Below are 19132 nucleotides of genomic sequence, written 5' to 3'. Positions count from 1 at the left end.
GCCCAGCACGGCCGAGGAGGTCCCCTTGTGCGCCTGCCCCGCAGCCTGGCCTCAGTGACCGTAGCCGTCTGTCTCGTGCTGTCCCTGTCGTACGACGCGATGTCGCACGCGCGCGTGGAGGTACCGCAGGCCGCCGAACCGGAGCCGTTCGGGGCGGCGTGCCGCAGCAGGGTCAACGGCTCCCACGTGATCGCGTACTGCCACAACCCCTATCCGCAGCCCGATCGCGTCAGCCTGCACATCGAGTGCGAGCGCTGGTGGGACGTCGACAGCGACGGCGCCTCGGTCGAGGCGGGGCCCGCGCAGACCGTACGCCTGACCGGCCGCTGCTGGAAGGAGGTCCGCTCGGTGTGGGTCAGCCACCGAAGGGAGCGTTGAACCGGCCCGGGCGGCACAGGAACGGGTAACTCGCGGCCTCCCGGGCGGCGGCCGCCGCGTCGCCCGTGCGGATCGCGTCGACCAGCCGCGCGTGGTCCATGTGCGTCTCCGGCGTCAGCTCCTCGCCGACGTCCTCGCGCAGCCAGTCCCGCAGCACCTCGCCCAGGTCGGCGTACATCGCGGTCATCACGTCGTTGTGGGAGGCGGCCACCACCGCCAGGTGGAAGGTCGCGTCCGCCGTCACGAACGCCTCGGTGTCGCCCGACTCCCACGCCTCCTCGCGGCGCACGAGGAGCGCGTCCAGCTGCTTGAGGTCCTTCTCCGTGCGCCGCTCGGCGGCCAGTCTGGCGGCGGCCGACTCCAGCGTGGAACGCAGCTCGGCGATGTGCCGCGGGTCGGCGTCGGCGAAACGGCGGTGCATCACGCCGGCCAGCTCGCTCGTCGCCACGACGTACGTGCCGGAGCCCTGGCGGATGTCCAGCAGACCGTTGTGCGCGAGCGCGCGGACGGCCTCGCGGACGGTGTTGCGGGCGACGCCCAGCTGCTCGACCAGCTCCGGCTCGGTCGGGATCCGGGCGCCGACCGGCCACTCGCCCGAGGTGATCTGGTTGCGCAGAGCGGCGATGACCTGCTCGGACAGTGCCGACCGGCGGGGATGGCTCAGGGGCATGGCACACCTTCGCACGGGTGGGGCCGGACGGGGCGCCCCGGGGATGGACAACCAATCATCCCATGATTCTATGATGGGCCTCATGGCACGTGAGGAAACCCGGACGAGGAAGTCCGCGACCGTACCCCGTTCGGCCGCGACCGACCCCCAGGAGGCCGTCGGCCCCGAGGGAGCCGCCACGCGCGCGTGGGCGACCCGCCTGGTCGTCGTCGGCATCGTGCTGTCCGCCCTCAACCTCCGCCCCGCCATCACCAGCCTCGGTGCCCTCCTCGAAGAGGTCCGCGACGGCCTCGGCATGAGCGGCAGCGTGGCCGGGCTCCTCACCTCCGTGCCCCCGCTCTGTTTCGCCGTCTTCGGCGTCATGGCCCCCAGGCTCGCCCGCCGGTTCGGAGCGGGCGCGGTGGTGTGCGCGGGCATGGCGGCCATCACCGCGGGCCTGCTCATACGGCCCTACGCGGGCGAGACGGTCGGAACGGCCGGATTCCTGGCGGGCAGTGCCCTGGCACTCATGGGCATAGCGGTCAGCAACGTCCTGATGCCGGTCATCGTCAAGCGCTGGTTCCCCGACCGGGTCGGCTCCATGACCGGCCTCTACTCGATGGCCCTCGCCCTCGGCACCGCGGCCGCCGCCGCGGTGACCGTGCCGATGACCAAGGCGCTCGGCGGGAGCTGGCAGTCCGGGCTCGCGGTGTGGGGGATCCTGGCGGCGGCGGCCGTGCTCCCGTGGGTCCCGCTCGTACGGGACCGGGCCCCCGCGCCGGCCGAGCGGGCCCCCGCGCGCGGGGAGTCGTCGGCCCCGCTGCGGATCACCCGGAGCCGTACCGCCTGGGCGCTCGCCGTCTTCTTCGGGCTCCAGGCCACCGCCGCCTACATCACCATGGGCTGGATGGCGCAGATCTTCCGGGACGCGGGCGTGTCCGCGGGCACGGCAGGTCTGCTGCTGGCCGTCACGATGGTGATGGGCGTGCCGCTGGCCTTCGTCATCCCGCGTATCGCCACCCGGCTGCCGCACCAGGGCCCGATCGTGATCGCCCTCGGCGTCTGCGGCCTCGCCGGATACGCTGGCCTGTACGTCGCCCCGGCCGGCGGCGCCTGGGCCTGGGCCGTCCTGCTCGGCGTCTCCAACTGTGCCTTCCCGCTGGCCCTCACGCTGGTCGGGATGCGGGCCAGGACCGGCGCGGGCGTCGCCCAGCTGTCGGCCTTCGCCCAGAGCACCGGCTATCTGATCTCCATCCCCGGCCCGCTCCTGGTCGGCGTGCTCTACCAGCACAGCGGCGGCTGGGGCCTGCCGATCGCCCTCATGACCGGCCTGATGATCCCGCAGATGCTGGTGGGCGTCCTGGCGGGCCGCGACCGCACGGTCGAGGACGAGGCGGCGCGCTGATCCGCGCGGCAGCCCGCCGGTCCCACCCCCGAGGAGTCGTGGCGGGCGACGGGTGCGAGAATCGCCGTATGCCAGTGCTCGATCCGAACCCCCAGAACGGCCAGAAGAAGATGCTCCTGGTCTTCGGCTCGTTCTTCGCCATCTTCGTGATCATCGCCATCATCGCGACGATCGCCTCGCCGTGAGCCGTGTCCCGCGCGATCGTCCGGCGGGCCGAGGGTGGGGCTGACCCCCCTGTCCCCTAGGGGGCGAGTGTCAGGGTCAACTGGGTGGATCACCGGATGGGTTGACGGCCGGAGATTCCGTAGCTTCGAGAGGTGACCGCGTAAGGCGGGCACGGACGACTCGAAGACGGCGGAGGCACCCATGTCGGCTCCTACGCACACCCGGCCCCACCCCGCGACCCGCGGCGGCGTCGACATCCGGCTGCCCTGGTGGGCCCTCGCACTGCCGACACTCGCCTTCATCGTGCTGCTGGCGATGATCCTGCACCCCACGGACGCCCACGCGGCGTCCGGCGACCCCGCCGTCAGTCACCTCGTCGAGCGCGTACAGCAGCTGATAGCCCGCTGAACACGGCCGGAGCCGCCGGTCAACTCCCTGCGCCTCATGGCCTGTTTCATGCGAAGCTGGATCCTATGAGCGTCGCAGAACCTCGCAGGATTGTCCTCTTCCGGCATGCGAAAGCCGACTGGCCACAGGTGCCCGACCACGAGCGGCCGCTCGCCGAGCGGGGCCGCATGGACGCCGCAGTCGCCGGACGCAAGCTGGCCGACACCGGCATCCCGTTCGACCTGGCCCTGTGCTCCACCGCGACCCGGACCCGCGAGACGTGGAAGCTCGCCGTCCACGAGCTTCCCCACCGGCCGAAAACGGTCTACGAGGAGCGGGTCTACGAAGCCTCGCCCGGCGAGCTGATCGCCCTGCTGAACGAGAACCCCGACGACGCACACACCGTCGTGCTCATCGGCCACAACCCCGGCGTCCAGGGCCTCGCCGACGTCCTGGCCGGCACGGACGAGGGTGACGCCCGCGAGCGGATGAGCAACCGCGGCTTCCCGGCCGCCGCCTTCGCCGTACTGACCTTCGAGGGCTCCTGGAAGTCCCTGGAGCCCGGTGCGGCCACGCTGGTCGACTACTGGGCGCCGTCCGACTGACCTGCTCCTCACGCACGTGGAAGGGCCAGGCACCGCGGTGGTGCCGGGCCCTTCCACGTTGTCCGCGCGGACGGCATCGGCCGCCGGGGCGGGCTCAGTCCTTGTCGTGCGTGTCCGCGGCCTCGACCTCTTCGCGGGTGACGCCCAGCAGGTACAGGACGGTGTCCAGGAACGGCACGTTCACCGCGGTGTGCGCGGCCTGGCGCACCACCGGCTTGGCGTTGAAGGCGACCCCGAGACCGGCCGCATTGAGCATGTCCAGGTCATTGGCACCGTCGCCGATCGCCACGGTCTGCGCCAGCGGTACGCCCGCCTCCGCGGCGAACCGGCGCAGCAGCCGCGCCTTGCCCGCCCGGTCCACGATCTCGCCGGTGACCTTGCCCGTCAGCTTCCCGTCGACGATCTCCAGCGTGTTGGCCTGGGCGAAGTCGAGCCCGAGCCGCTCCTTCAGATCGTCCGTGACCTGCGTGAATCCGCCCGACACGACGCCCACTTGGTAGCCGAGCCGCTTCAGCGTGCGGATCAGGGTGCGCGCGCCCGGCGTCAGCCGCACCTCGCTGCGCACCTTGTCCACCACAGAGGCGTCCAGCCCTTCGAGGAGCGCCACGCGCGCGTGCAGCGACTGCTCGAAGTCCAGCTCACCGCGCATCGCGGCCGCCGTCACCTCGGCGACCTCGTCCTCGCAGCCGGCGTGCGCGGCGAAGAGCTCGATCACCTCGTCCTGGATGAGCGTCGAGTCCACGTCCATGACGACCAGGCGCTGGGCGCGGCGGTGCAGTCCGGCCGCGACGACCGCGACATCGACGCCGAGCGCCGCCGCATCGGTCATCAGGGCGGTGCGCAGCGGCCCGGTCTCCACACCGGACACCGCGAACTCGACCGCGGTCACCGGATACTTGGCGAGCCGGAAGATGCGGTCGATGTTGCCGCCGACCTTCGTGATCCTCGCGGCGACCGCCGCCGTCGCCTCCGCCGTCAGCGGATGCCCCAGCACGGTGACCAGGGAGCGCCCCAGACCGCGCGGACGGTTGTCGCCGAGGCCGGAGATGATCTCGGCCTGCATCTTGATCGACTCGGCCCAGCTGTGGACGGTCGCCCGCAGGTCGCCCTCCAGCCCGCTGGGCGGCGCGGTCACCAGCGCGCACAGCACCATGCGGCCACGGGTGACGACCTGCTCGATGTCGACGACGTCGACGGAGTAGGCGGCAAGGGTGTCGAAGAGTCCGGCCGTGATGCCCGGCCTGTCCTTCCCGAAGATCTTGACGAGAAGGGTGGGGACGTCAGAGGACGAGGTCTGCGAAGCGCTCATGGTGTTCCCACCGTATCCGGCACCCAGTGCCTTCCGCGCCCGAGGTCCGCCTGACGGACACGGAACAATGGGTGACGTACGGATGGCGCCGACCTTGCGCGGCGGCCACGTCTTCGCTGCACACGGCTCTGCGCGCCGCTTCCCGGGAGACGGATCACTGTCGCCCCTCAGGCCTCCCCGGCCCAGGAGGCGGGGGAGGAGGTGGCGGAGGCGGCCGGTCCCCGGATCGCGGTCCGGGCGGCTTCCGGGGCCCCCGCGGCGGCGGCTCGATGGGCCGGGCCACCGTCGGCGCGCCGTACACGTCGTCGCCGGGCGACCGCGGACGCCCGGCGCGACGCGGCTCGTCGGCCGGCCGCGCGTCCTCCGGTTCCCTCAATTCTTCCGGCACCCGCAGATACGGATTGGTCGCCGGGTTCGGCGGCCGGTAGGGCGAGCGGGGAACGTACGGCCCGGACTCGTCGGTGTGCGGCCCATCCGGCTCGCCCGGGTACGGGCCAGGTCCGGCAACCCCACCCGGCGGAGCATGATCGGCCCCTACCGGCCTTACGGCCCCCATGGCACCTACGGCCCCCGGCCCCCACCGCCCGTCACCCAGTGCCGGCGGCGCCGCCCGTTGCCCCGCCGCCCCGGTCGCCCGGGCCAGCAGCGCACCGGCGGCCCCCGCGCCCGCGCCCCACACGGCGCCCAGGAGCAGGGCCATGCCGAGGTGCCCGCGCAGGGCGACTCCCGCGCCGAACGCGTCGAAGCCGAGCACGGACAGGGAGGCGTCCACGGACACCTGCGTCAATGAGGCGAGCAACGGCAAGGTCAGCGCGGTGGCGATGCCCAGCCGCAGCGCACACCGTCCGGCGAAACCGAGAGCACCCGGATCTCGTACGCCCACCGAACCCGGAGCCCCCGCCGATCCCGTATCCACGGCCCCCGCGGAGCCGGCCCCCGCCGAATCCGCGCCCGCAGCCCTCACCGCAACTGCACCCGCATCCGCACCGCCAGGTCCGGCGACCACCCCCACTGGCGTCCGTACAGCCGTCAGCACCCCCGCCAGCAGCATCATCACTGCCGCCGCCACCCCCAGCAGCCACACCCGCCCGTCCAGCTCGGCCAGGCGCCCCAGCGTGACCGACTCGTCGGAGCCGCTGCCCAGCAGGTCGTCCAGGGGGTCCGGCAGCAGGCGGGTCAGCTCGCCGGTCGCCCGGCCGTCCCACGGCACGAACAGGCCGATCGGGATGCCCAGCCACACCCCGTTCGGCGCCCCGAGCAGCGCCGCCCCCGCGATCCGCTTCGGATGGTCGTCACCGACCGCCGCGTACCCCGCCGCCGCGAACCCGGCCGCCACGGCCGTCAGCAGGACCGTGACCAGGGCGGACGCGGCCGGCCGTACGACTCGGTGGACGGCCTCCCAGCCGCGCGGCAGCGGTGTGCGGCGCGAGGCCAGCAGGGCGATCAGCAGGACCCCGGCCGACCAGCCGAGCCCGCCGAGCAGCGTCGGCGCGGTGTCGACGGTGAAGCCGACCGCCGCCTCGGCGTCGACGAGGTCGCCGATCTGGTCGGGCAGCAGCCCACCGATGTCCCCGATGTCGCCCACCCCGGGGATCTCGATGCCGCCGCCCCCGCCGGGCAGGTCGTCGAGCCCCAGGGCGCTCCCGTCGATCGTGATGACATCGTGTCCCGCCCAGGCCAGCCCGCCGAGCATCGCCACGAACAGGGCCACCACCGTGCCCGCGCGCGCGAGAAGTTCAACGGGCGCGACCACAACTCCCCCCGCACGCAGGGACCTTAGGAAGAACCGGGACAGCAGCAGCGCACCGACCAGGCTCACGCCGAGTGGCGTGATCTCGATGGCGGTCGCCGCCTCCGCGCCCGTCAGGCCGAACGCGGACACATCGCCGGACGGTGTGACAGAACCACCCGCCCCAAGAGCCACCACCGCCGCGGTCATGGGCCCGAGTGAGCCCGCCGCATCGGCTTCGAGCAGATGCAGGCCGAGCGCCGCCGTGCCCGCCATCCCGATCAATGCCCAGCTCACAGCGGCGATCGCGGACAGCAGGATGTCTCCCCAGGGCAGCCTCGTGCCTGGTTTCGTGGTCTCGACGCTCCTGGACGCACTCATGGCAGACCCCCCGATCCGCGGCACGGCCCGCTCGCCGCGCATGTCCCCCTCGCGTGGATTACCACTCTCCGGTCCGTTTTCAACCCCGTCAACGGAAACAGCCGAAGCGGGCGTGCGCCTTCTTCACAAGGCCCGACTTTCGGTCAGGGGGCCGAGCCTGAAATAGTTCCCGACGATGTTCGACATCCCTAGACTCCCTGTGATGGGGGTACATCGGGGGACTACTCAGTGGGGCATGGAGTGCCGGAACTCGTACTGGAATTGAATGGACGGACCTGGACGCTCGACGCGTCCAGGCCATACACCCTCGGACGTGATCCGCAGGGGGACGTGGTGCTCGACGACGCGAGAGTGTCGTGGCGGCACGCCACGATCAGCTGGAACGGCCGCAGTTGGGTCATCGAGGACCACGGCAGCACCAACGGCACGTTCGTGCGGGGGCAGCGGATCCACCAGCTGGAGATCGGTGCCGGCTCGGCCGTCCACCTGGGCAACGCGACCGACGGACCGCTGCTCAGCCTGTCCGGCACCGAGGCCGCCGTGGCCTCGCCGCAGGCGCAGCCCCAGCAGCCGTACGCGGCTCAGGGCGCGGGCGCCGGCTGGGCGCAGCAGGCCCCGCCGCAGCAGCAGGACCCGCAGGCCGGCTGGCAGCAGGCCGCACCGCACGTCCCGCAGCAGCAGGGCCCGGCGGACAACTACGCGCAGAAGGCACCCGGTGGTGGCGCGGGGGCGCCGCCGGTCTACGGCGACCGCAGCCCGACCACGTTCCACCAGTTCTCGCTCGGCCGTGTCATGCGCATCGGCCGTGCCCTGGAGAACGACCTGGTCGTTTCCGACCTCCAGGTCTCCCGCCACCACGCGGAGTTCCACGCGACGCCCGACGGCCGCTTCGAGATCCGCGACCTGGGCTCGCACAACGGCACGTACGTCAACGGCCAGCCGATCGCCAAGGGCGGCACCCAGCTACTGGGGCCGAACGACATCGTCGGCGTCGGCCACTCCACGTTCCGCCTGGTCGGGGACCGTCTCGAGGAGTTCGTCGACACCGGTGAGGTCTCCTTCTCGGCCCGCCATCTGACCGTCACGGTCGACGGCGGCAAGCAGATCCTCAAGGACGTCTCCTTCGGCGTCCCGGAGAAGTCGCTGATCGCGGTCATCGGCCCCTCCGGCTCCGGCAAGTCGACGCTCCTGAAGGCGCTCACGGGCTACCGCCCCGCCAACCAGGGTGACGTCCTCTACGACAACCGAAACCTGTACAAGCAGTTCGCCGAGCTGCGCCAGCGCATCGGTCTGGTCCCGCAGGACGACATCCTGCACAAGGAACTGACCGTCAAGAAGGCCCTCAAGTACGCGGCCAAGCTGCGCTTCCCGGCCGACACCACGGCCGCCGAGCGTGACGCCCGGATCGGCGAGGTACTGCGCGAGCTCAAGCTGGACATCCACAAGGAGAAGAAGGTCACCTCCCTCTCCGGTGGCCAGCGCAAGCGCGTCTCCGTGGCCCTGGAACTGCTCACCAAGCCCTCGCTGATCTTCCTGGACGAGCCGACCTCCGGCCTCGACCCGGGCATGGACCGCGACGTCATGCAGCTGCTGCGCGGCCTCGCCGACGACGGCCGTACGGTCCTCGTCGTCACGCACTCCGTGGCCGAACTGGCGATCTGCGACAAACTGCTCGTGATGGCCCCCGGTGGCAGCGTCGCCTACTTCGGCCCGCCGGAGGAGGCGCTGAACTTCTTCGGCTACGACACCTGGGCCGACGTCTTCTCCGCCTTCGAGAACTACCGCGACTACGACTGGGCGGGACGCTGGAAGGGTTCGCAGCACTACCAGATGTACGCCGCGGACATCGACGCCGTTGCACCGCAGTCCGTACAGATGCCGCCGATGCAGGCGATGAGGCCGCCGAAGCCGCAGGGCTGGATGTCCCAGTTCGTCACTCTGGTGCGCCGCTACACCTCGGTGATCGCCTCCGACAAGGGCTTCCTGGCCCTGATGGTGATCCTGCCGGCGGTCCTGGGTGCGGTGAGCCTGCTCATCGACTCCGGCAACAGCCTGCTGCCCAACCCGGCCAACCCCAAGACCGGCCGGATCATCCCGAACGGCACGGCCACCACGGTCCTGCTGATCCTCGCGGTCGGCGCCTGCTTCGCGGGCGCCGCGAACTCCGTCCGTGAGCTGATCAAGGAACGGGTCATCTACGAGCGGGAGCGCGCCACCGGCCTGTCCCGCTCGGCCTACCTGATGTCCAAGGTGTTCGTGCTCGGTGTGATCACGGTGTTCCAGGGCCTGCTGGTCGGCGTCATCGGGTTCGCCAGCCGGGAGATCCCCGAGCAGGGCCTGGTCCTCGGCAGCTCCACCATGATCGAACTCTCCATCCCGATCATGGCGCTGGGCTTCGCCTCGATGATGTTCGGCCTGGTCATCTCGTCGCTGGTGAAGACGGCCGAGAAGACGATGCCGCTGCTGGTCATGTTCGCGATCATCCAGGTCGTGTTCACGGGCTGCCTGTTCACCCTGAACGGCGCGGTCGGCGTCAACGAGTTCTCGTACCTGATGCCGTCGCGCTGGGCGGTCGCCGCCGCGGGCGCCACGCTGGACTTCAACAAGATCAGCCCGCCCAAGGAGGGCGGCGACACCGATCCGCTGTGGGAGCACACCGTCGGCGCCTGGGGCATGGACATGGCCGCTCTGATCATCCTCGGCGTCATCTGCGGCTTCTTCGTGGCCCGCTTCCTGCGCCGCCACGAGCCCGAGGTCATGCGCAAGTGACCACTGTCGTACGACGGTGAAGGGCGGTACCCCGGTGGGGGTGCCGCCCTTCGGCGTGGAAGAGGTCCGCGCGACCTCAGTACGCGCCGTTGACGTTGTCCATCGATCCGTACCTGTCGGCCGCGTAGTTGGCGGCGGCGGTGATGTTGGCGACCGGGTCGTAGATGTTCCAGGACGTGCCCGGGACGTGGTACGTCTTGAAGGTCGGCGGGATGACCTGCAGCAGGCCCTTCGACGGGATGCCGTTGATGGCGTTGATGTCCCAGTTGTTGATCGCGTTCGGGTTGCCCGAGGACTCCCGGAGGATGTTGCGGTGCAGGCCGTTGTACGAGCCCGGGATGCCCTTGGACTTCATGATGTCCAGGGATTCCTTGATCCAGCCGTCGAGGTTGTTGGCGTAGGTCTTGGCCGTGACGGCCTTGACCTGGGCGCGCTTGGCCGACCGGCTCGCGGCCTCCTTCGCCTTGCGCGTCTGCTCGGCCTTCTTCTTGGCGGCGGCCGCGGCGGCGGCCTTCTTCTTCGCGGCCGCATCCGCCTTGGCCTTGGCTGCCGCCTCGGCGTTCTTCTTCGCCTCGGCCTTCTTCTTCGCCTCGGCGGCCTGGCGCTGCAGGCTGTCACTGACGGCGAGCTGCTCGGTGACGCCCGACTTGAGGCCCTTGAGCTGCTCGGACTTGTAGGCCACCGGAGCCGAGACGGCCGCCGCCTCGGAGGTGGTGGTGTGCCCGCTCGGAACCACGGTGAAGGCCACGGAGGCGGCACCGAGGGTGGCGACACCGGCGATGGCGATCTTGTGCGTCCGGGTCAGGGCGCGACTTCGGGGCTTGATGTTCTTGAGCATGCTGTGGGACCTCTTCGAATAGCGCGGAGGTCGCTCGGCGTCCGGTGGGGGACAGGGTGCTTCCGGCACAAACGCCGCGGGAGGAACCCGCGGCGCTGAGCGACGAGAGCAATTCTTAGCGGCCGCAAAATCCGGTGGCAAAGGTGTGACGTACGAAGCTGGGTAGTGGATCGGGGAAGGGCAAAACGGGACAGACCAGAACGTCTGCCCCGTTCACGACGGAGGGGTTTGTCTCCTATTGCACCTAGTACGTGATCTGCGCCCTATGTGCGGGCTCACATCGGCGCGAGGGCGGTCTCACCAAGAGTTGCTGACGCAATGCTCTGCGTGAGGCCCTTCCTGAGGCAGGACGAGGTGCACGTCTCCGAACTCGTGCCACAGGTAGCGCCCACGCAGCGCCTCCTCGTAACCGCGGTCGACCGCCGCCCGTCCGGCGACCGCCTCCAGCATCAGCAGGTGCGACGCCTCCGGCTCGTGCAGCCCGGTCAGCAGCCCGTCCACCACCCGCACCCCGCGCTCCGGGGTCACCACGAGATCGGTCCATCCCGCACGCGCGCGTACGACCCCGTCCGGCCCCGCGGCCGACTCCACCGCCCGCACGGCCGTGGTCCCCACCGCCACGACCCTGCCGTCCCCCGACTGCACGGCGTTGATCAGCCGCGCCGACGCCTCGGGCACCGCGAACCGCTCCGGATACGGCGGCTCGTGCGCCTCCGCCGACGCCACCCCGGTGTGCAGCGTGACCGGCGCGAACTGCACCCCCCGGCTCACCAGCTCCGCCACCAGCCGCGTGGTGAAGGGCCGCGCCGCACTCGGCATCTCCGCACTCCCCGCCCCGTCGGGCGACGGCAGCGCGAACACCGTCTGGTGGACGGACAACGGCTGGTCCCGCTCCGTATAGGAGTAACGAATGGGCCGCCCGTGCTCCCGCAGCACCCCGAGGATGTCCGCCCCCGACGCACGCGCCCACCACAACCGCCCGCTGGGTGCACTGAGCGGCTCCTCCACGACCAGCCGCCCACCCCCGGGCAGCCGCACCCGCGTCCCCGCCGGCCCGCCCGCACGCGCACGCGTGGTGCCCCGCCCGTCGGGATCCCGCAGTTCCACGGCCCACCGCCGGTCGTCCCCGCGGGTGGAGAAGTGCACCACCACACGCGCGTGCCCGATCCGCCCGTCGACGGCCGCCGCCAGTGTGGGCGAGGTGTTCACGACGAGCAGGTCCCCGGCCCGCAGCAACCGGGGGAGCTCCACGAACGCGTGGTGCGACACCTCGGTGCCGCGCGACACGAGCAGTCGTACGGCGTCCCGGTCGAGCCCGGGACCGCGCTGCTCCGCCGGCACCCGCGCCGACAGTTCCTCCGGGACGTGCACCGCCAGCGTCATCGCTCCTCCAGCAGAGCGGGAGCCGCGTAGCGCCCGCTCGCGGGCCGCTCCTCCAGCAGCCGCAGGAACGCCGGGACCACTCCCACCGGCTCCGGCCGCGGATCCGTGTCCTCCGGTACGGCGGCCGCGTACAGGTCGGTCGCCATGTCGCCGGGGTCGACCGCCCAGACGCGCAGCCCGGGCTCCTCCTCGCCCAGTACCGCCGCGAGATGGTCCAGGGCGGCCTTGGACGCCCCGTAGCCGCCCCAGGTCTCGTACGCCTCGACGGCCGCGTCCGAGCTGATCGCGATCACCGTGCCCGCCTCGGAGGCCCGCAACAGCGGCAGCGCCTCCTGGACGAGGCCCAGCGGGGCCACCGCATTGACCTCCAGCGCCCGCCGCAGCCCTTCCACGGGCAGCTTCTCCAGCCGCACCAGCGGTTCGGCACCCAGCGCACTCGCGTTGTTCACCAGCAGGTCGACGCCGCCCAGCTTCCACGCCGCCGCCACCAGCTCGCTCCGGTGCCCGCCGTCGGTGACGTCCCCCGGGAGGGCCGTCACCCGCGTCCCGTGCCGGGAGACAACCCGCGCCGCCTCCGTGAGGCCCTGAGCGCCTCTGGCGTCGAGCACCAGGTCCCAGCCCCGCGCGGCCAGGGCGTCGGCCAGCGCCCGCCCCAGTCCCTTCGAGGCCCCCGTGATGATCGCTACCGGCATGACACACGTCCCCTCGTCCTCGACGCCGCCTGATCGGCGTGCTCCCAACGTAGGAACCGGGCCCTGGTCACCGCCTCGGACGCGGGCCGCAGAGCGGTGAGGCCCTTCGCCCTAGGACTCGAGGCCCAGGAGACGGCCGCCACAGGTCGGATACGGACTGTCACACCCCGCCGGTACCGTGAGGGCATGAGTCAAGGCCCCCGGTCCGGCCTCGCCGCGGTCAGCACCGCGCTGCTGGCCATGAGCAGGCACCTCGAGGTGCGCGACGTCCTCAAGACGATCGTCGCCTCGGCCCGTGAGCTGCTCGACGCGCAGTACGCCGCGCTGGGGGTGCCCGACGACCACGGCGGCTTCGCCCAGTTCGTGGTCGACGGCGTCAGCGAGGAGCAGTGGCGGGCCATCGGCCCCCTCCCGCGCCAGCACGGCATCCTCGCCGCGATGCTGCACGAGGCCAGGCCCGAGCGGCTCGCCGACGTGCGCAAGGACCCCCGCTTCGAGGGCTGGCCGTCCGCCCACCCCGACATGTCCGACTTCCTGGGCCTGCCGATCCGCGACGGCGACGAGATCATCGGCGCGCTGTTCCTGGCCAACAAGAACTGCCCGAAGCCGGAAGGCGGCTGCGGCTTCACCGAGGACGACGAGGAACTCCTGTCGATCCTCGCCCAGCACGCCGCGATCGCCCTCACCAACGCCCGCCTCTACGAACGCAGCCGCGAGCTCACGATCGCCGAGGAGCGCTCCCGGCTCGCCCACGAACTGCACGACGCCGTCAGCCAGAAGCTGTTCTCCCTGCGCCTGACCGCCCAGGCCGCCGCCGCCCTGGTGGACCGGGACCCGTCCCGCGCCAAGGGCGAACTGCAGCAGGTGGCCGTACTCGCCGCGGAGGCCGCCGACGAACTGCGCGCGGCGGTCGTCGAGCTGCGTCCCGCGGCACTCGACGAGGACGGCCTCGTCGCGACCCTCCGCACCCACATCCACGTACTGGACCGCGCCCACACCGCGCGCGTGACCTTCGTCGGCCGCGGGGTTCGCGCCCTGCCCGCCGCCCAGGAGGAGGCGGTGCTGCGCGTCGCCCAGGAGGCCCTGCACAACGCCCTGCGGCACTCGGGCGCCGAGCACGTCGACGTGACCCTGGACCGGCGCGGCGGCGGAGCCGTCCTGCGGGTGACGGACGACGGCAGCGGCTTCGACCCCCAGGGGATACGCCGCGCGGGCCGCCACCTGGGCCTGGTCTCCATGCGGGACCGGGCGAGCGGCGTCGGCGGCGCACTGTCCGTGGAATCGGCGCCCGGCAAGGGCACCACGATCGAGCTGGAGGTCCCCGGTGGCTGACGCAATCAAGGTGCTGCTCGTCGACGACCACCAAGTGGTCCGCCGGGGCCTGCGCACGTTCCTCGAAGTACAGGACGACATCGAGGTCGTGGGGGAGGCGGCCGACGGCGCCGAAGGCGTCGCCCGCGCCGAGGAGCTGAAACCCGACGTCGTCCTCATGGACGTCAAGATGCCGGGCATGGACGGCGTCGACGCGCTGCGCAAGCTCCGCGAACTGAACAACCCCGCGCGCGTGCTGATCGTCACCAGCTTCACCGAACAGCGCACGGTCGTCCCGGCGCTGCGCGCGGGCGCCGCGGGGTACGTCTACAAGGACGTCGACCCCGACGCCCTGGCGGGCGCCATCCGCTCCGTCCACGCCGGACACATCCTGCTCCAACCCGAGGTCGCGGGCGCGCTGTTGTCGCAGGAGCAGAACAACTCCGGCCAGGGCAGAGGCGGTTCGCTCACCGAGCGGGAGCGTGAGGTGCTCGGGCTGATAGCGGACGGCCGTTCCAACCGTGAGATCGCCCGCGCGCTGGTCCTGTCCGAGAAGACCGTCAAGACGCACGTCTCGAACATCCTGATGAAGCTCGACCTGTCGGACCGCACCCAGGCCGCCCTGTGGGCCGTACGCCATGGCGTGACCGGTTGAAACGCTCTCCGTAGGACGTGACCGACGGCAATATGGAGCGTTCCCCTCCGGAATGAGATTCATACCGTCGTGGGAATGTCCCCCGGATGGCGCATCCTTTGGTGATCCCCGCCGTTCTCCAGTGCGTGCTGCGGCGACTGCCGCGGCAATCGCTAGGAGGGGTCAGAAGTGAAGAACCTGAAGAAGGCAGCGGCCGTGACGATGGTGGCCGGCGGGCTCATCGCCGCCAGTGCCGGAATGGCTTCCGCCACCGACGGCGCGCACGCCGACGGCAAGGCCGTGGGCTCGCCGGGCGTCGTCTCGGGCAACCTCGTCCAGGCCCCGGTGCACGTCCCGGTGAACGCGGTCGGCAACAGCGTGAACGTCATCGGTGTGCTGAACCCCGCCTTCGGCAACCTGGGCATCAACCACTGACGCCAGTCGCCGAGCAGGTCATGACTTCGGTCTCCCGGGGGGTTCCCCGGGAGGCCGGTCTGTTTGTCGCTCGAATGATCCGAACGGGCCGTTGGGCTCGAATCCCCGTACCGTTCCGGAACTCCTCCGCGTTGACCAGCGCACGACCCGCGGCCGGGTCGGACACGCAAACGCAGGAGGAACGCTTCTCATGAACATCGCCAAGAAGGCCGCCGTGGCCCTCACCGTCGCCGGTATCGCCGCCGGCGCCTCCGCCGGTGCCGCTGTCGCCGACGCGGGTGCCGACGGCAAGGCCGTGGGCTCGCCGGGCGTCGGCTCGGGCAACGTGGTCCAGGCCCCCGTCCACGTTCCGGTGAACGTCTGCGGCAACACCGTGAACGTCATCGCGCTGCTGAACCCCACGTTCGGCAACGTCTGCGTCAACGACTGACCTCACACGGCCGACGAGAGGCCCCGCGAGTCGACGACGACTCGCGGGGCCTGCTCGTTCAGGCCGACAGGCCGCACGCACCCCGAGCACGCACGACCGTCACCGGAACACACCCGAGGCGCTCAGCGAACGCCGCGCTCCCGCTCCTCCACATACGCGTTGTACGCGGCCACCTGCGCCCGCCGAGCCGTCCGCTCCACCGGACGCAGCGCCTGAGCCCTCGCCGCCATCTCGCCGGAGCTCACCGCACCCCCGTGCCCGTTCTCGTACGCCAGCGACACCAGCAGCCCCACCCGCTGCGCCAGCTCCAGCACCCGCACCGCCCGCGGCGGATACCCCGGAGCCAGCACCTCCCGCCACCGCTCGGCCCGCGCCCGATACGCATCGATCGCGGCCTCGGCCACCGGCCCCGACCCGGCGACGTCCAGTCGCGTCAGCACCTCGGTCGCATCCCGCAGCGCCTCCGCCAGCTCCCGCTCGGCCTCCCCGAGCGAGGGCACATCGGCCGGCGGCGCCTCCCGCACGGCGAGGCAGTGCCACACGACCTCGACATGGACATCGCCGGCGGGCCCGGCCTCGTACACCTCCGGCACCAACCCGAGCGCGGCGCCATGACAGATCACCGCCTCCTCGGCCTCCAGCGCCCGCGCGTTGAACTCCGGCGGCCCGCTCAGCCCCAGCGGATGCCCGGGCGCGGGCAGCGCGACCCGCAGCCCCGTGACCCCGAGCGACCGCAGCCGTCCCAGCGCGAGCGTGAGACCGACGGGCGCCGGCTCGCCCGGCAACCCCTCCACCCGGTGCACCGCGTCCCCGCCGACGATCGCGAGTACGGCGTCGTCAGGAGAGACAAGTCCGGCCAACAGGGCATTTCCCCAAGCGGCAAGCTGTCCAGAGCGTGGTTCCGAAAGCATGCCTCCACCCTAAGGACCGGACCGATGGAATGGAGCGGCCGACCGGTGGCGTAGATTTCCTTGAGGGCTGCGCCCACCGGCGCGGCGGACGAGCCACTGGCGAACGCGACAGCCGAGACCGGCCACACTGCAAGGGGAGACAACGCGCTCATGAGCGATGTTCTGGAGCTTCAGGACGTATCCGTGGTCCGGGAGGGCCGGGCTCTGGTGGACCAGGTCTCCTGGTCGGTGAAGGAGGGCGAGCGCTGGGTCATCCTCGGTCCGAACGGCGCCGGCAAGACCACCCTCCTGAACGTCGCGTCCAGCTACCTCTACCCCAGCCAGGGCACCGCCACCATCCTCGGCGAGACCCTCGGCAAGCCCGGCACCGACGTCTTCGAACTGCGCCCGCGCATCGGCATGGCCGGCATCGCCATGGCCGACAAGCTGCCCAAGCGCCAGACCGTCCTGCAGACCGTGCTCACCGCCGCGTACGGCATGACCGCCGGCTGGCAGGAGGAGTACGAGGAGATCGACGAGCAGCGCGCCCGCGCCTTCCTCGACCGCCTCGGCATGAGCGAGTACCTCGACCGCAAGTTCGGCACCCTCTCCGAGGGCGAGCGCAAGCGCACCCTGATCGCCCGCGCCCTGATGACCGACCCCGAGCTGCTGCTCCTCGACGAGCCCGCCGCCGGGCTCGACCTCGGCGGCCGCGAGGACCTCGTACGCCGTCTCGGCCGCCTCGCGCGCGACCCGATCGCCCCCTCGATGCTCATGGTCACCCACCACGTCGAGGAGATCGCCCCCGGCTTCACCCACGTTCTGATGATCCGTCAGGGCAAGGTTCTCGCCGCCGGCCCGCTGGAGCTCGAACTCACCTCCCGCAACCTCTCCCTCTGCTTCGGCCTGCCCCTCGTCGTCGAACAGGTCGGCGAGCGCTGGACCGCACAGGGCCTCCCGATGGCCTGACTCCGCGAACTCCCTGGGTAATAAGCCTCTTCGAGACTCCGGCGCCCTGTCGGAGGCGGTACTTGGGGACCTACCATGACCATGTGAACGACATCGACGCATGGGTGTGGTGGCTCGTCGGCGCGGTAGCGCTCGGAATCCCGCTCGTGGTGACCGCGATGCCGGAGCTGGGCATGCTCGCGGTCGGCGCCGCCGCAGGGGCCCTCACGGCCGCAGCCGGCGGGGGCATCACCGCCCAAGTACTCGTTTTCGCCGCCGTATCGGTCGCCCTGATCGCGGTCGTACGGCCCATCGCCGCCCGGCACCGCTCGCAACGCCCCCAACACGCCACCGGCGTTGAGGCGTTGAAGGGCAGACAAGCCGTCGTGCTGGAGCGCGTCGACCGCTCCGGCGGCCGGATCAAGCTCTCCGGCGAGGTCTGGTCGGCCCGTTCCCTCGCCACCGACCGTGCCTACGAAGTGGGCGAGGAAGTGGACGTCGTGGAGATCGAGGGTGCAACGGCGATCGTCATGTGACCTCGTAGGACGCAGGCATGACGTAACTGAACCGAACGCCCCACGAGGCACCCGACGGTCTGACACACTCGACCAGCAAGATCTTCAACAGACATAAGATCTTCCAAAAGCGCCGAGGCGGAGAAGGGTACGGGGAGCACGATGGAACCGGTCATCATCGTCTTGATCATCCTGGTGGTGTTGGTCTTCATCGCCCTGATCAAGACGATCCAGGTCATCCCACAGGCGAGCGCCGCGATCGTGGAGCGCTTCGGGCGCTACACGCGGACGCTCAACGCGGGCCTCAACATCGTCGTCCCGTTCATCGACACCATCCGCAACCGCATCGACCTTCGCGAACAGGTCGTCCCGTTCCCGCCCCAGCCGGTGATCACCCAGGACAACCTGGTCGTGAACATCGACACCGTCATCTACTACCAGGTGACCGACGCCCGGGCCGCGACCTACGAAGTCGCCAGCTACATCCAGGCGATCGAGCAGCTCACCGTCACCACGCTCCGCAACATCATCGGCGGCATGGACCTGGAGCGGACCCTCACCTCACGCGAGGAGATCAACGCGGCGCTGCGCGGCGTCCTCGACGAGGCCACCGGCAAGTGGGGCATCCGCGTCAACCGCGTGGAACTGAAGGCCATCGAGCCGCCGACCTCCATCCAGGACTCGATGGAGAAGCAGATGCGCGCCGACCGTGACAAGCGCGCCGCCATCCTCACCGCGGAAGGTACGCGCCAGGCAGCCATCCTCACCGCCGAAGGCGAGAAGCAGTCCCAGATCCTGCGCGCCGAGGGCGAGGCCAAGGCCGCCGCCCTGCGCGCCGAGGGCGAGGCCCAGGCCGTCCGTACGGTCTTCGAGGCGATCCACGCCGGCGACGCGGACCAGAAGCTCCTCTCCTACCAGTACCTCCAGATGCTCCCGAAGATCGCCGAAGGCGACGCCAACAAGCTCTGGATCGTCCCCAGCGAAATCGGCGACGCCCTCAAGGGCCTGTCCGGCGCCATGGGCAACTTCGGCAACCTGGGCGGGGGTTCAGGCGGTGGAGGCAACTCCGGCAACGGTGACTCGGGCACCGAACGCCGCGAGAAGCCGTCGATCGACTGACGACGAGGACCGCGTACGAGACTGGGGCCCACCTCCACGGAGGTGGGCCCCAGTCTCGTACGCGACTAAGGGGTCCTTTCACTATGAGCGTCCGATCAGGTCGCGTGGTCTGGTGCCGTGCATCGCAAGGCGCCGGAGCGGCCGCGATGGGGGTCCCCCC

General features: G+C 71.1%; 20 protein-coding genes. 13 read left to right on the top strand and 7 right to left on the bottom strand.

Going from position 1 to position 19132, the window contains the following annotated elements:
* Positions 1-27: 27 nt before the first annotated feature.
* Positions 28-378: a hypothetical protein gene (locus tag ACZ5XS_RS22165; RefSeq protein ID WP_468653817.1), complete on the top strand. Its 351-nt coding sequence runs from the start codon at positions 28-30 to the stop codon at positions 376-378.
* Here the strand turns inward: ACZ5XS_RS22165 and ACZ5XS_RS22160 are convergent.
* The gene (locus ACZ5XS_RS22160) at positions 356-1048 is read right to left on the bottom strand and encodes a FadR/GntR family transcriptional regulator (RefSeq protein ID WP_468653815.1); all 693 of its coding nucleotides are present in this window, start codon (positions 1046-1048) and stop codon (positions 356-358) included. The two genes, ACZ5XS_RS22165 and ACZ5XS_RS22160, sit on opposite strands and share 23 nt — an antisense overlap.
* A gap of 70 nt (positions 1049-1118) precedes the next feature.
* Here ACZ5XS_RS22160 and ACZ5XS_RS22155 point away from each other — a divergent pair, with 70 nt between their 5' ends.
* The 4 genes from ACZ5XS_RS22155 to ACZ5XS_RS22140 all read left to right on the top strand — a co-directional run bounded on the left by ACZ5XS_RS22155 (position 1119) and on the right by ACZ5XS_RS22140 (position 3589).
* Positions 1119-2432, top strand: coding sequence for a CynX/NimT family MFS transporter (locus ACZ5XS_RS22155; RefSeq protein ID WP_468653813.1), 1314 nt, complete (start codon positions 1119-1121; stop codon positions 2430-2432).
* Between the two features lie 68 nt (positions 2433-2500).
* Positions 2501-2617, top strand: coding sequence for an SGM_5486 family transporter-associated protein (locus ACZ5XS_RS22150; protein WP_086023195.1), 117 nt, complete (start codon positions 2501-2503; stop codon positions 2615-2617).
* A 181-nt stretch (positions 2618-2798) separates the two neighbouring features.
* The gene (locus ACZ5XS_RS22145) at positions 2799-3005 is read left to right on the top strand and encodes a hypothetical protein (protein ID WP_468653811.1); all 207 of its coding nucleotides are present in this window, start codon (positions 2799-2801) and stop codon (positions 3003-3005) included.
* A gap of 65 nt (positions 3006-3070) precedes the next feature.
* On the top strand, positions 3071-3589 hold the full coding sequence (locus ACZ5XS_RS22140) for a SixA phosphatase family protein (RefSeq protein ID WP_468653809.1): 519 nt from the start codon (positions 3071-3073) through the stop codon (positions 3587-3589).
* Positions 3590-3683: 94 nt separating this feature from the next.
* Here ACZ5XS_RS22140 and serB read toward each other — a convergent pair whose 3' ends face one another.
* The gene (gene serB / locus ACZ5XS_RS22135; RefSeq protein WP_217235846.1) at positions 3684-4898 is read right to left on the bottom strand and encodes a phosphoserine phosphatase SerB; all 1215 of its coding nucleotides are present in this window, start codon (positions 4896-4898) and stop codon (positions 3684-3686) included.
* Between the two features lie 154 nt (positions 4899-5052).
* Positions 5053-7008 carry a streptophobe family protein gene (locus ACZ5XS_RS22130; protein WP_468653807.1) on the bottom strand — a complete coding sequence of 652 codons (1956 nt, stop codon included), beginning with the start codon at positions 7006-7008 and terminating at the stop codon, positions 5053-5055.
* A 240-nt stretch (positions 7009-7248) separates the two neighbouring features.
* Between ACZ5XS_RS22130 and ACZ5XS_RS22125 the strand changes: the two genes are divergently transcribed.
* On the top strand, positions 7249-9777 hold the full coding sequence (locus ACZ5XS_RS22125) for an ABC transporter ATP-binding protein/permease (protein WP_468653805.1): 2529 nt from the start codon (positions 7249-7251) through the stop codon (positions 9775-9777).
* A gap of 76 nt (positions 9778-9853) precedes the next feature.
* Here the strand turns inward: ACZ5XS_RS22125 and ACZ5XS_RS22120 are convergent, their stop codons facing one another.
* From ACZ5XS_RS22120 to ACZ5XS_RS22110, 3 genes are all read right to left on the bottom strand, one after another.
* Positions 9854-10615, bottom strand: a complete 762-nt coding sequence (locus tag ACZ5XS_RS22120) for a transglycosylase SLT domain-containing protein (RefSeq protein ID WP_468653803.1) — start codon at positions 10613-10615, stop codon at positions 9854-9856.
* Positions 10616-10912: 297 nt separating this feature from the next.
* Positions 10913-11998, bottom strand: a complete 1086-nt coding sequence (locus ACZ5XS_RS22115) for an S-adenosylmethionine:tRNA ribosyltransferase-isomerase (protein ID WP_468653801.1) — start codon at positions 11996-11998, stop codon at positions 10913-10915.
* On the bottom strand, positions 11995-12690 hold the full coding sequence (locus tag ACZ5XS_RS22110) for an SDR family NAD(P)-dependent oxidoreductase (protein ID WP_468653799.1): 696 nt from the start codon (positions 12688-12690) through the stop codon (positions 11995-11997). Before ACZ5XS_RS22110 ends, ACZ5XS_RS22115 begins: the two co-directional genes overlap by 4 nt.
* Before the next feature lie 186 nt (positions 12691-12876).
* On the opposite strand from ACZ5XS_RS22110, the gene ACZ5XS_RS22105 reads away from it, so the two are divergent.
* The 4 genes from ACZ5XS_RS22105 (at position 12877) to ACZ5XS_RS22090 (ending at position 15500) form a co-directional block, all read left to right on the top strand.
* Positions 12877-14022, top strand: a complete 1146-nt coding sequence (locus ACZ5XS_RS22105) for a GAF domain-containing sensor histidine kinase (protein WP_468653797.1) — start codon at positions 12877-12879, stop codon at positions 14020-14022.
* Complete coding sequence (locus ACZ5XS_RS22100) at positions 14015-14656, top strand: response regulator (protein WP_468653795.1); 642 nt, start codon at positions 14015-14017, stop codon at positions 14654-14656. The genes ACZ5XS_RS22105 and ACZ5XS_RS22100 overlap by 8 nt, the downstream gene beginning before the upstream one ends.
* A 168-nt stretch (positions 14657-14824) precedes the next feature.
* Positions 14825-15070 carry a chaplin ChpE gene (gene chpE / locus ACZ5XS_RS22095; protein ID WP_468653793.1) on the top strand — a complete coding sequence of 82 codons (246 nt, stop codon included), beginning with the start codon at positions 14825-14827 and terminating at the stop codon, positions 15068-15070.
* Between the two features lie 190 nt (positions 15071-15260).
* Complete coding sequence (locus tag ACZ5XS_RS22090; protein ID WP_468653791.1) at positions 15261-15500, top strand: chaplin; 240 nt, start codon at positions 15261-15263, stop codon at positions 15498-15500.
* 122 nt (positions 15501-15622) lie between these two features.
* Here ACZ5XS_RS22090 and ACZ5XS_RS22085 read toward each other — a convergent pair whose 3' ends face one another.
* On the bottom strand, positions 15623-16411 hold the full coding sequence (locus ACZ5XS_RS22085) for a hypothetical protein (RefSeq protein WP_468653789.1): 789 nt from the start codon (positions 16409-16411) through the stop codon (positions 15623-15625).
* A gap of 150 nt (positions 16412-16561) precedes the next feature.
* Between ACZ5XS_RS22085 and ACZ5XS_RS22080 the strand changes: the two genes are divergently transcribed.
* From ACZ5XS_RS22080 to ACZ5XS_RS22070, 3 genes are all read left to right on the top strand, one after another.
* The gene (locus ACZ5XS_RS22080) at positions 16562-17359 is read left to right on the top strand and encodes an ABC transporter ATP-binding protein (RefSeq protein ID WP_217235856.1); all 798 of its coding nucleotides are present in this window, start codon (positions 16562-16564) and stop codon (positions 17357-17359) included.
* An 83-nt stretch (positions 17360-17442) separates the two neighbouring features.
* Positions 17443-17874 carry an NfeD family protein gene (locus tag ACZ5XS_RS22075; RefSeq protein WP_468653787.1) on the top strand — a complete coding sequence of 144 codons (432 nt, stop codon included), beginning with the start codon at positions 17443-17445 and terminating at the stop codon, positions 17872-17874.
* A gap of 141 nt (positions 17875-18015) precedes the next feature.
* Complete coding sequence (locus tag ACZ5XS_RS22070; RefSeq protein ID WP_217235858.1) at positions 18016-18972, top strand: SPFH domain-containing protein; 957 nt, start codon at positions 18016-18018, stop codon at positions 18970-18972.
* Positions 18973-19132: the final 160 nt, after the last annotated feature.

This window comes from Streptomyces sp. NPDC033131 (assembly GCF_055578365.1).
This window is presented reverse-complemented; position numbering and strand designations above follow the sequence as displayed.

What these genes read in the sequence shown, in the direction of transcription:
- ACZ5XS_RS22105 (WP_468653797.1), top strand. Translation starts at nt 12,877, where the DNA reads ATGAGTCAAGGCCCCCGGTCCGGCCTCGCCGCGGTCAGCACCGCGCTG.
- serB (WP_217235846.1), bottom strand. Translation starts at nt 4,898, where the DNA reads ATGAGCGCTTCGCAGACCTCGTCCTCTGACGTCCCCACCCTTCTCGTC.
- ACZ5XS_RS22085 (WP_468653789.1), bottom strand. Translation starts at nt 16,411, where the DNA reads ATGCTTTCGGAACCACGCTCTGGACAGCTTGCCGCTTGGGGAAATGCC.
- ACZ5XS_RS22160 (WP_468653815.1), bottom strand. Translation starts at nt 1,048, where the DNA reads ATGCCCCTGAGCCATCCCCGCCGGTCGGCACTGTCCGAGCAGGTCATC.
- ACZ5XS_RS22155 (WP_468653813.1), top strand. Translation starts at nt 1,119, where the DNA reads ATGATGGGCCTCATGGCACGTGAGGAAACCCGGACGAGGAAGTCCGCG.
- ACZ5XS_RS22150 (WP_086023195.1), top strand. Translation starts at nt 2,501, where the DNA reads ATGCCAGTGCTCGATCCGAACCCCCAGAACGGCCAGAAGAAGATGCTC.
- ACZ5XS_RS22090 (WP_468653791.1), top strand. Translation starts at nt 15,261, where the DNA reads ATGAACATCGCCAAGAAGGCCGCCGTGGCCCTCACCGTCGCCGGTATC.
- ACZ5XS_RS22115 (WP_468653801.1), bottom strand. Translation starts at nt 11,998, where the DNA reads ATGACGCTGGCGGTGCACGTCCCGGAGGAACTGTCGGCGCGGGTGCCG.
- ACZ5XS_RS22080 (WP_217235856.1), top strand. Translation starts at nt 16,562, where the DNA reads ATGAGCGATGTTCTGGAGCTTCAGGACGTATCCGTGGTCCGGGAGGGC.
- ACZ5XS_RS22140 (WP_468653809.1), top strand. Translation starts at nt 3,071, where the DNA reads ATGAGCGTCGCAGAACCTCGCAGGATTGTCCTCTTCCGGCATGCGAAA.
- ACZ5XS_RS22070 (WP_217235858.1), top strand. Translation starts at nt 18,016, where the DNA reads ATGGAACCGGTCATCATCGTCTTGATCATCCTGGTGGTGTTGGTCTTC.
- ACZ5XS_RS22145 (WP_468653811.1), top strand. Translation starts at nt 2,799, where the DNA reads ATGTCGGCTCCTACGCACACCCGGCCCCACCCCGCGACCCGCGGCGGC.
- ACZ5XS_RS22110 (WP_468653799.1), bottom strand. Translation starts at nt 12,690, where the DNA reads ATGCCGGTAGCGATCATCACGGGGGCCTCGAAGGGACTGGGGCGGGCG.
- ACZ5XS_RS22130 (WP_468653807.1), bottom strand. Translation starts at nt 7,008, where the DNA reads ATGAGTGCGTCCAGGAGCGTCGAGACCACGAAACCAGGCACGAGGCTG.
- ACZ5XS_RS22120 (WP_468653803.1), bottom strand. Translation starts at nt 10,615, where the DNA reads ATGCTCAAGAACATCAAGCCCCGAAGTCGCGCCCTGACCCGGACGCAC.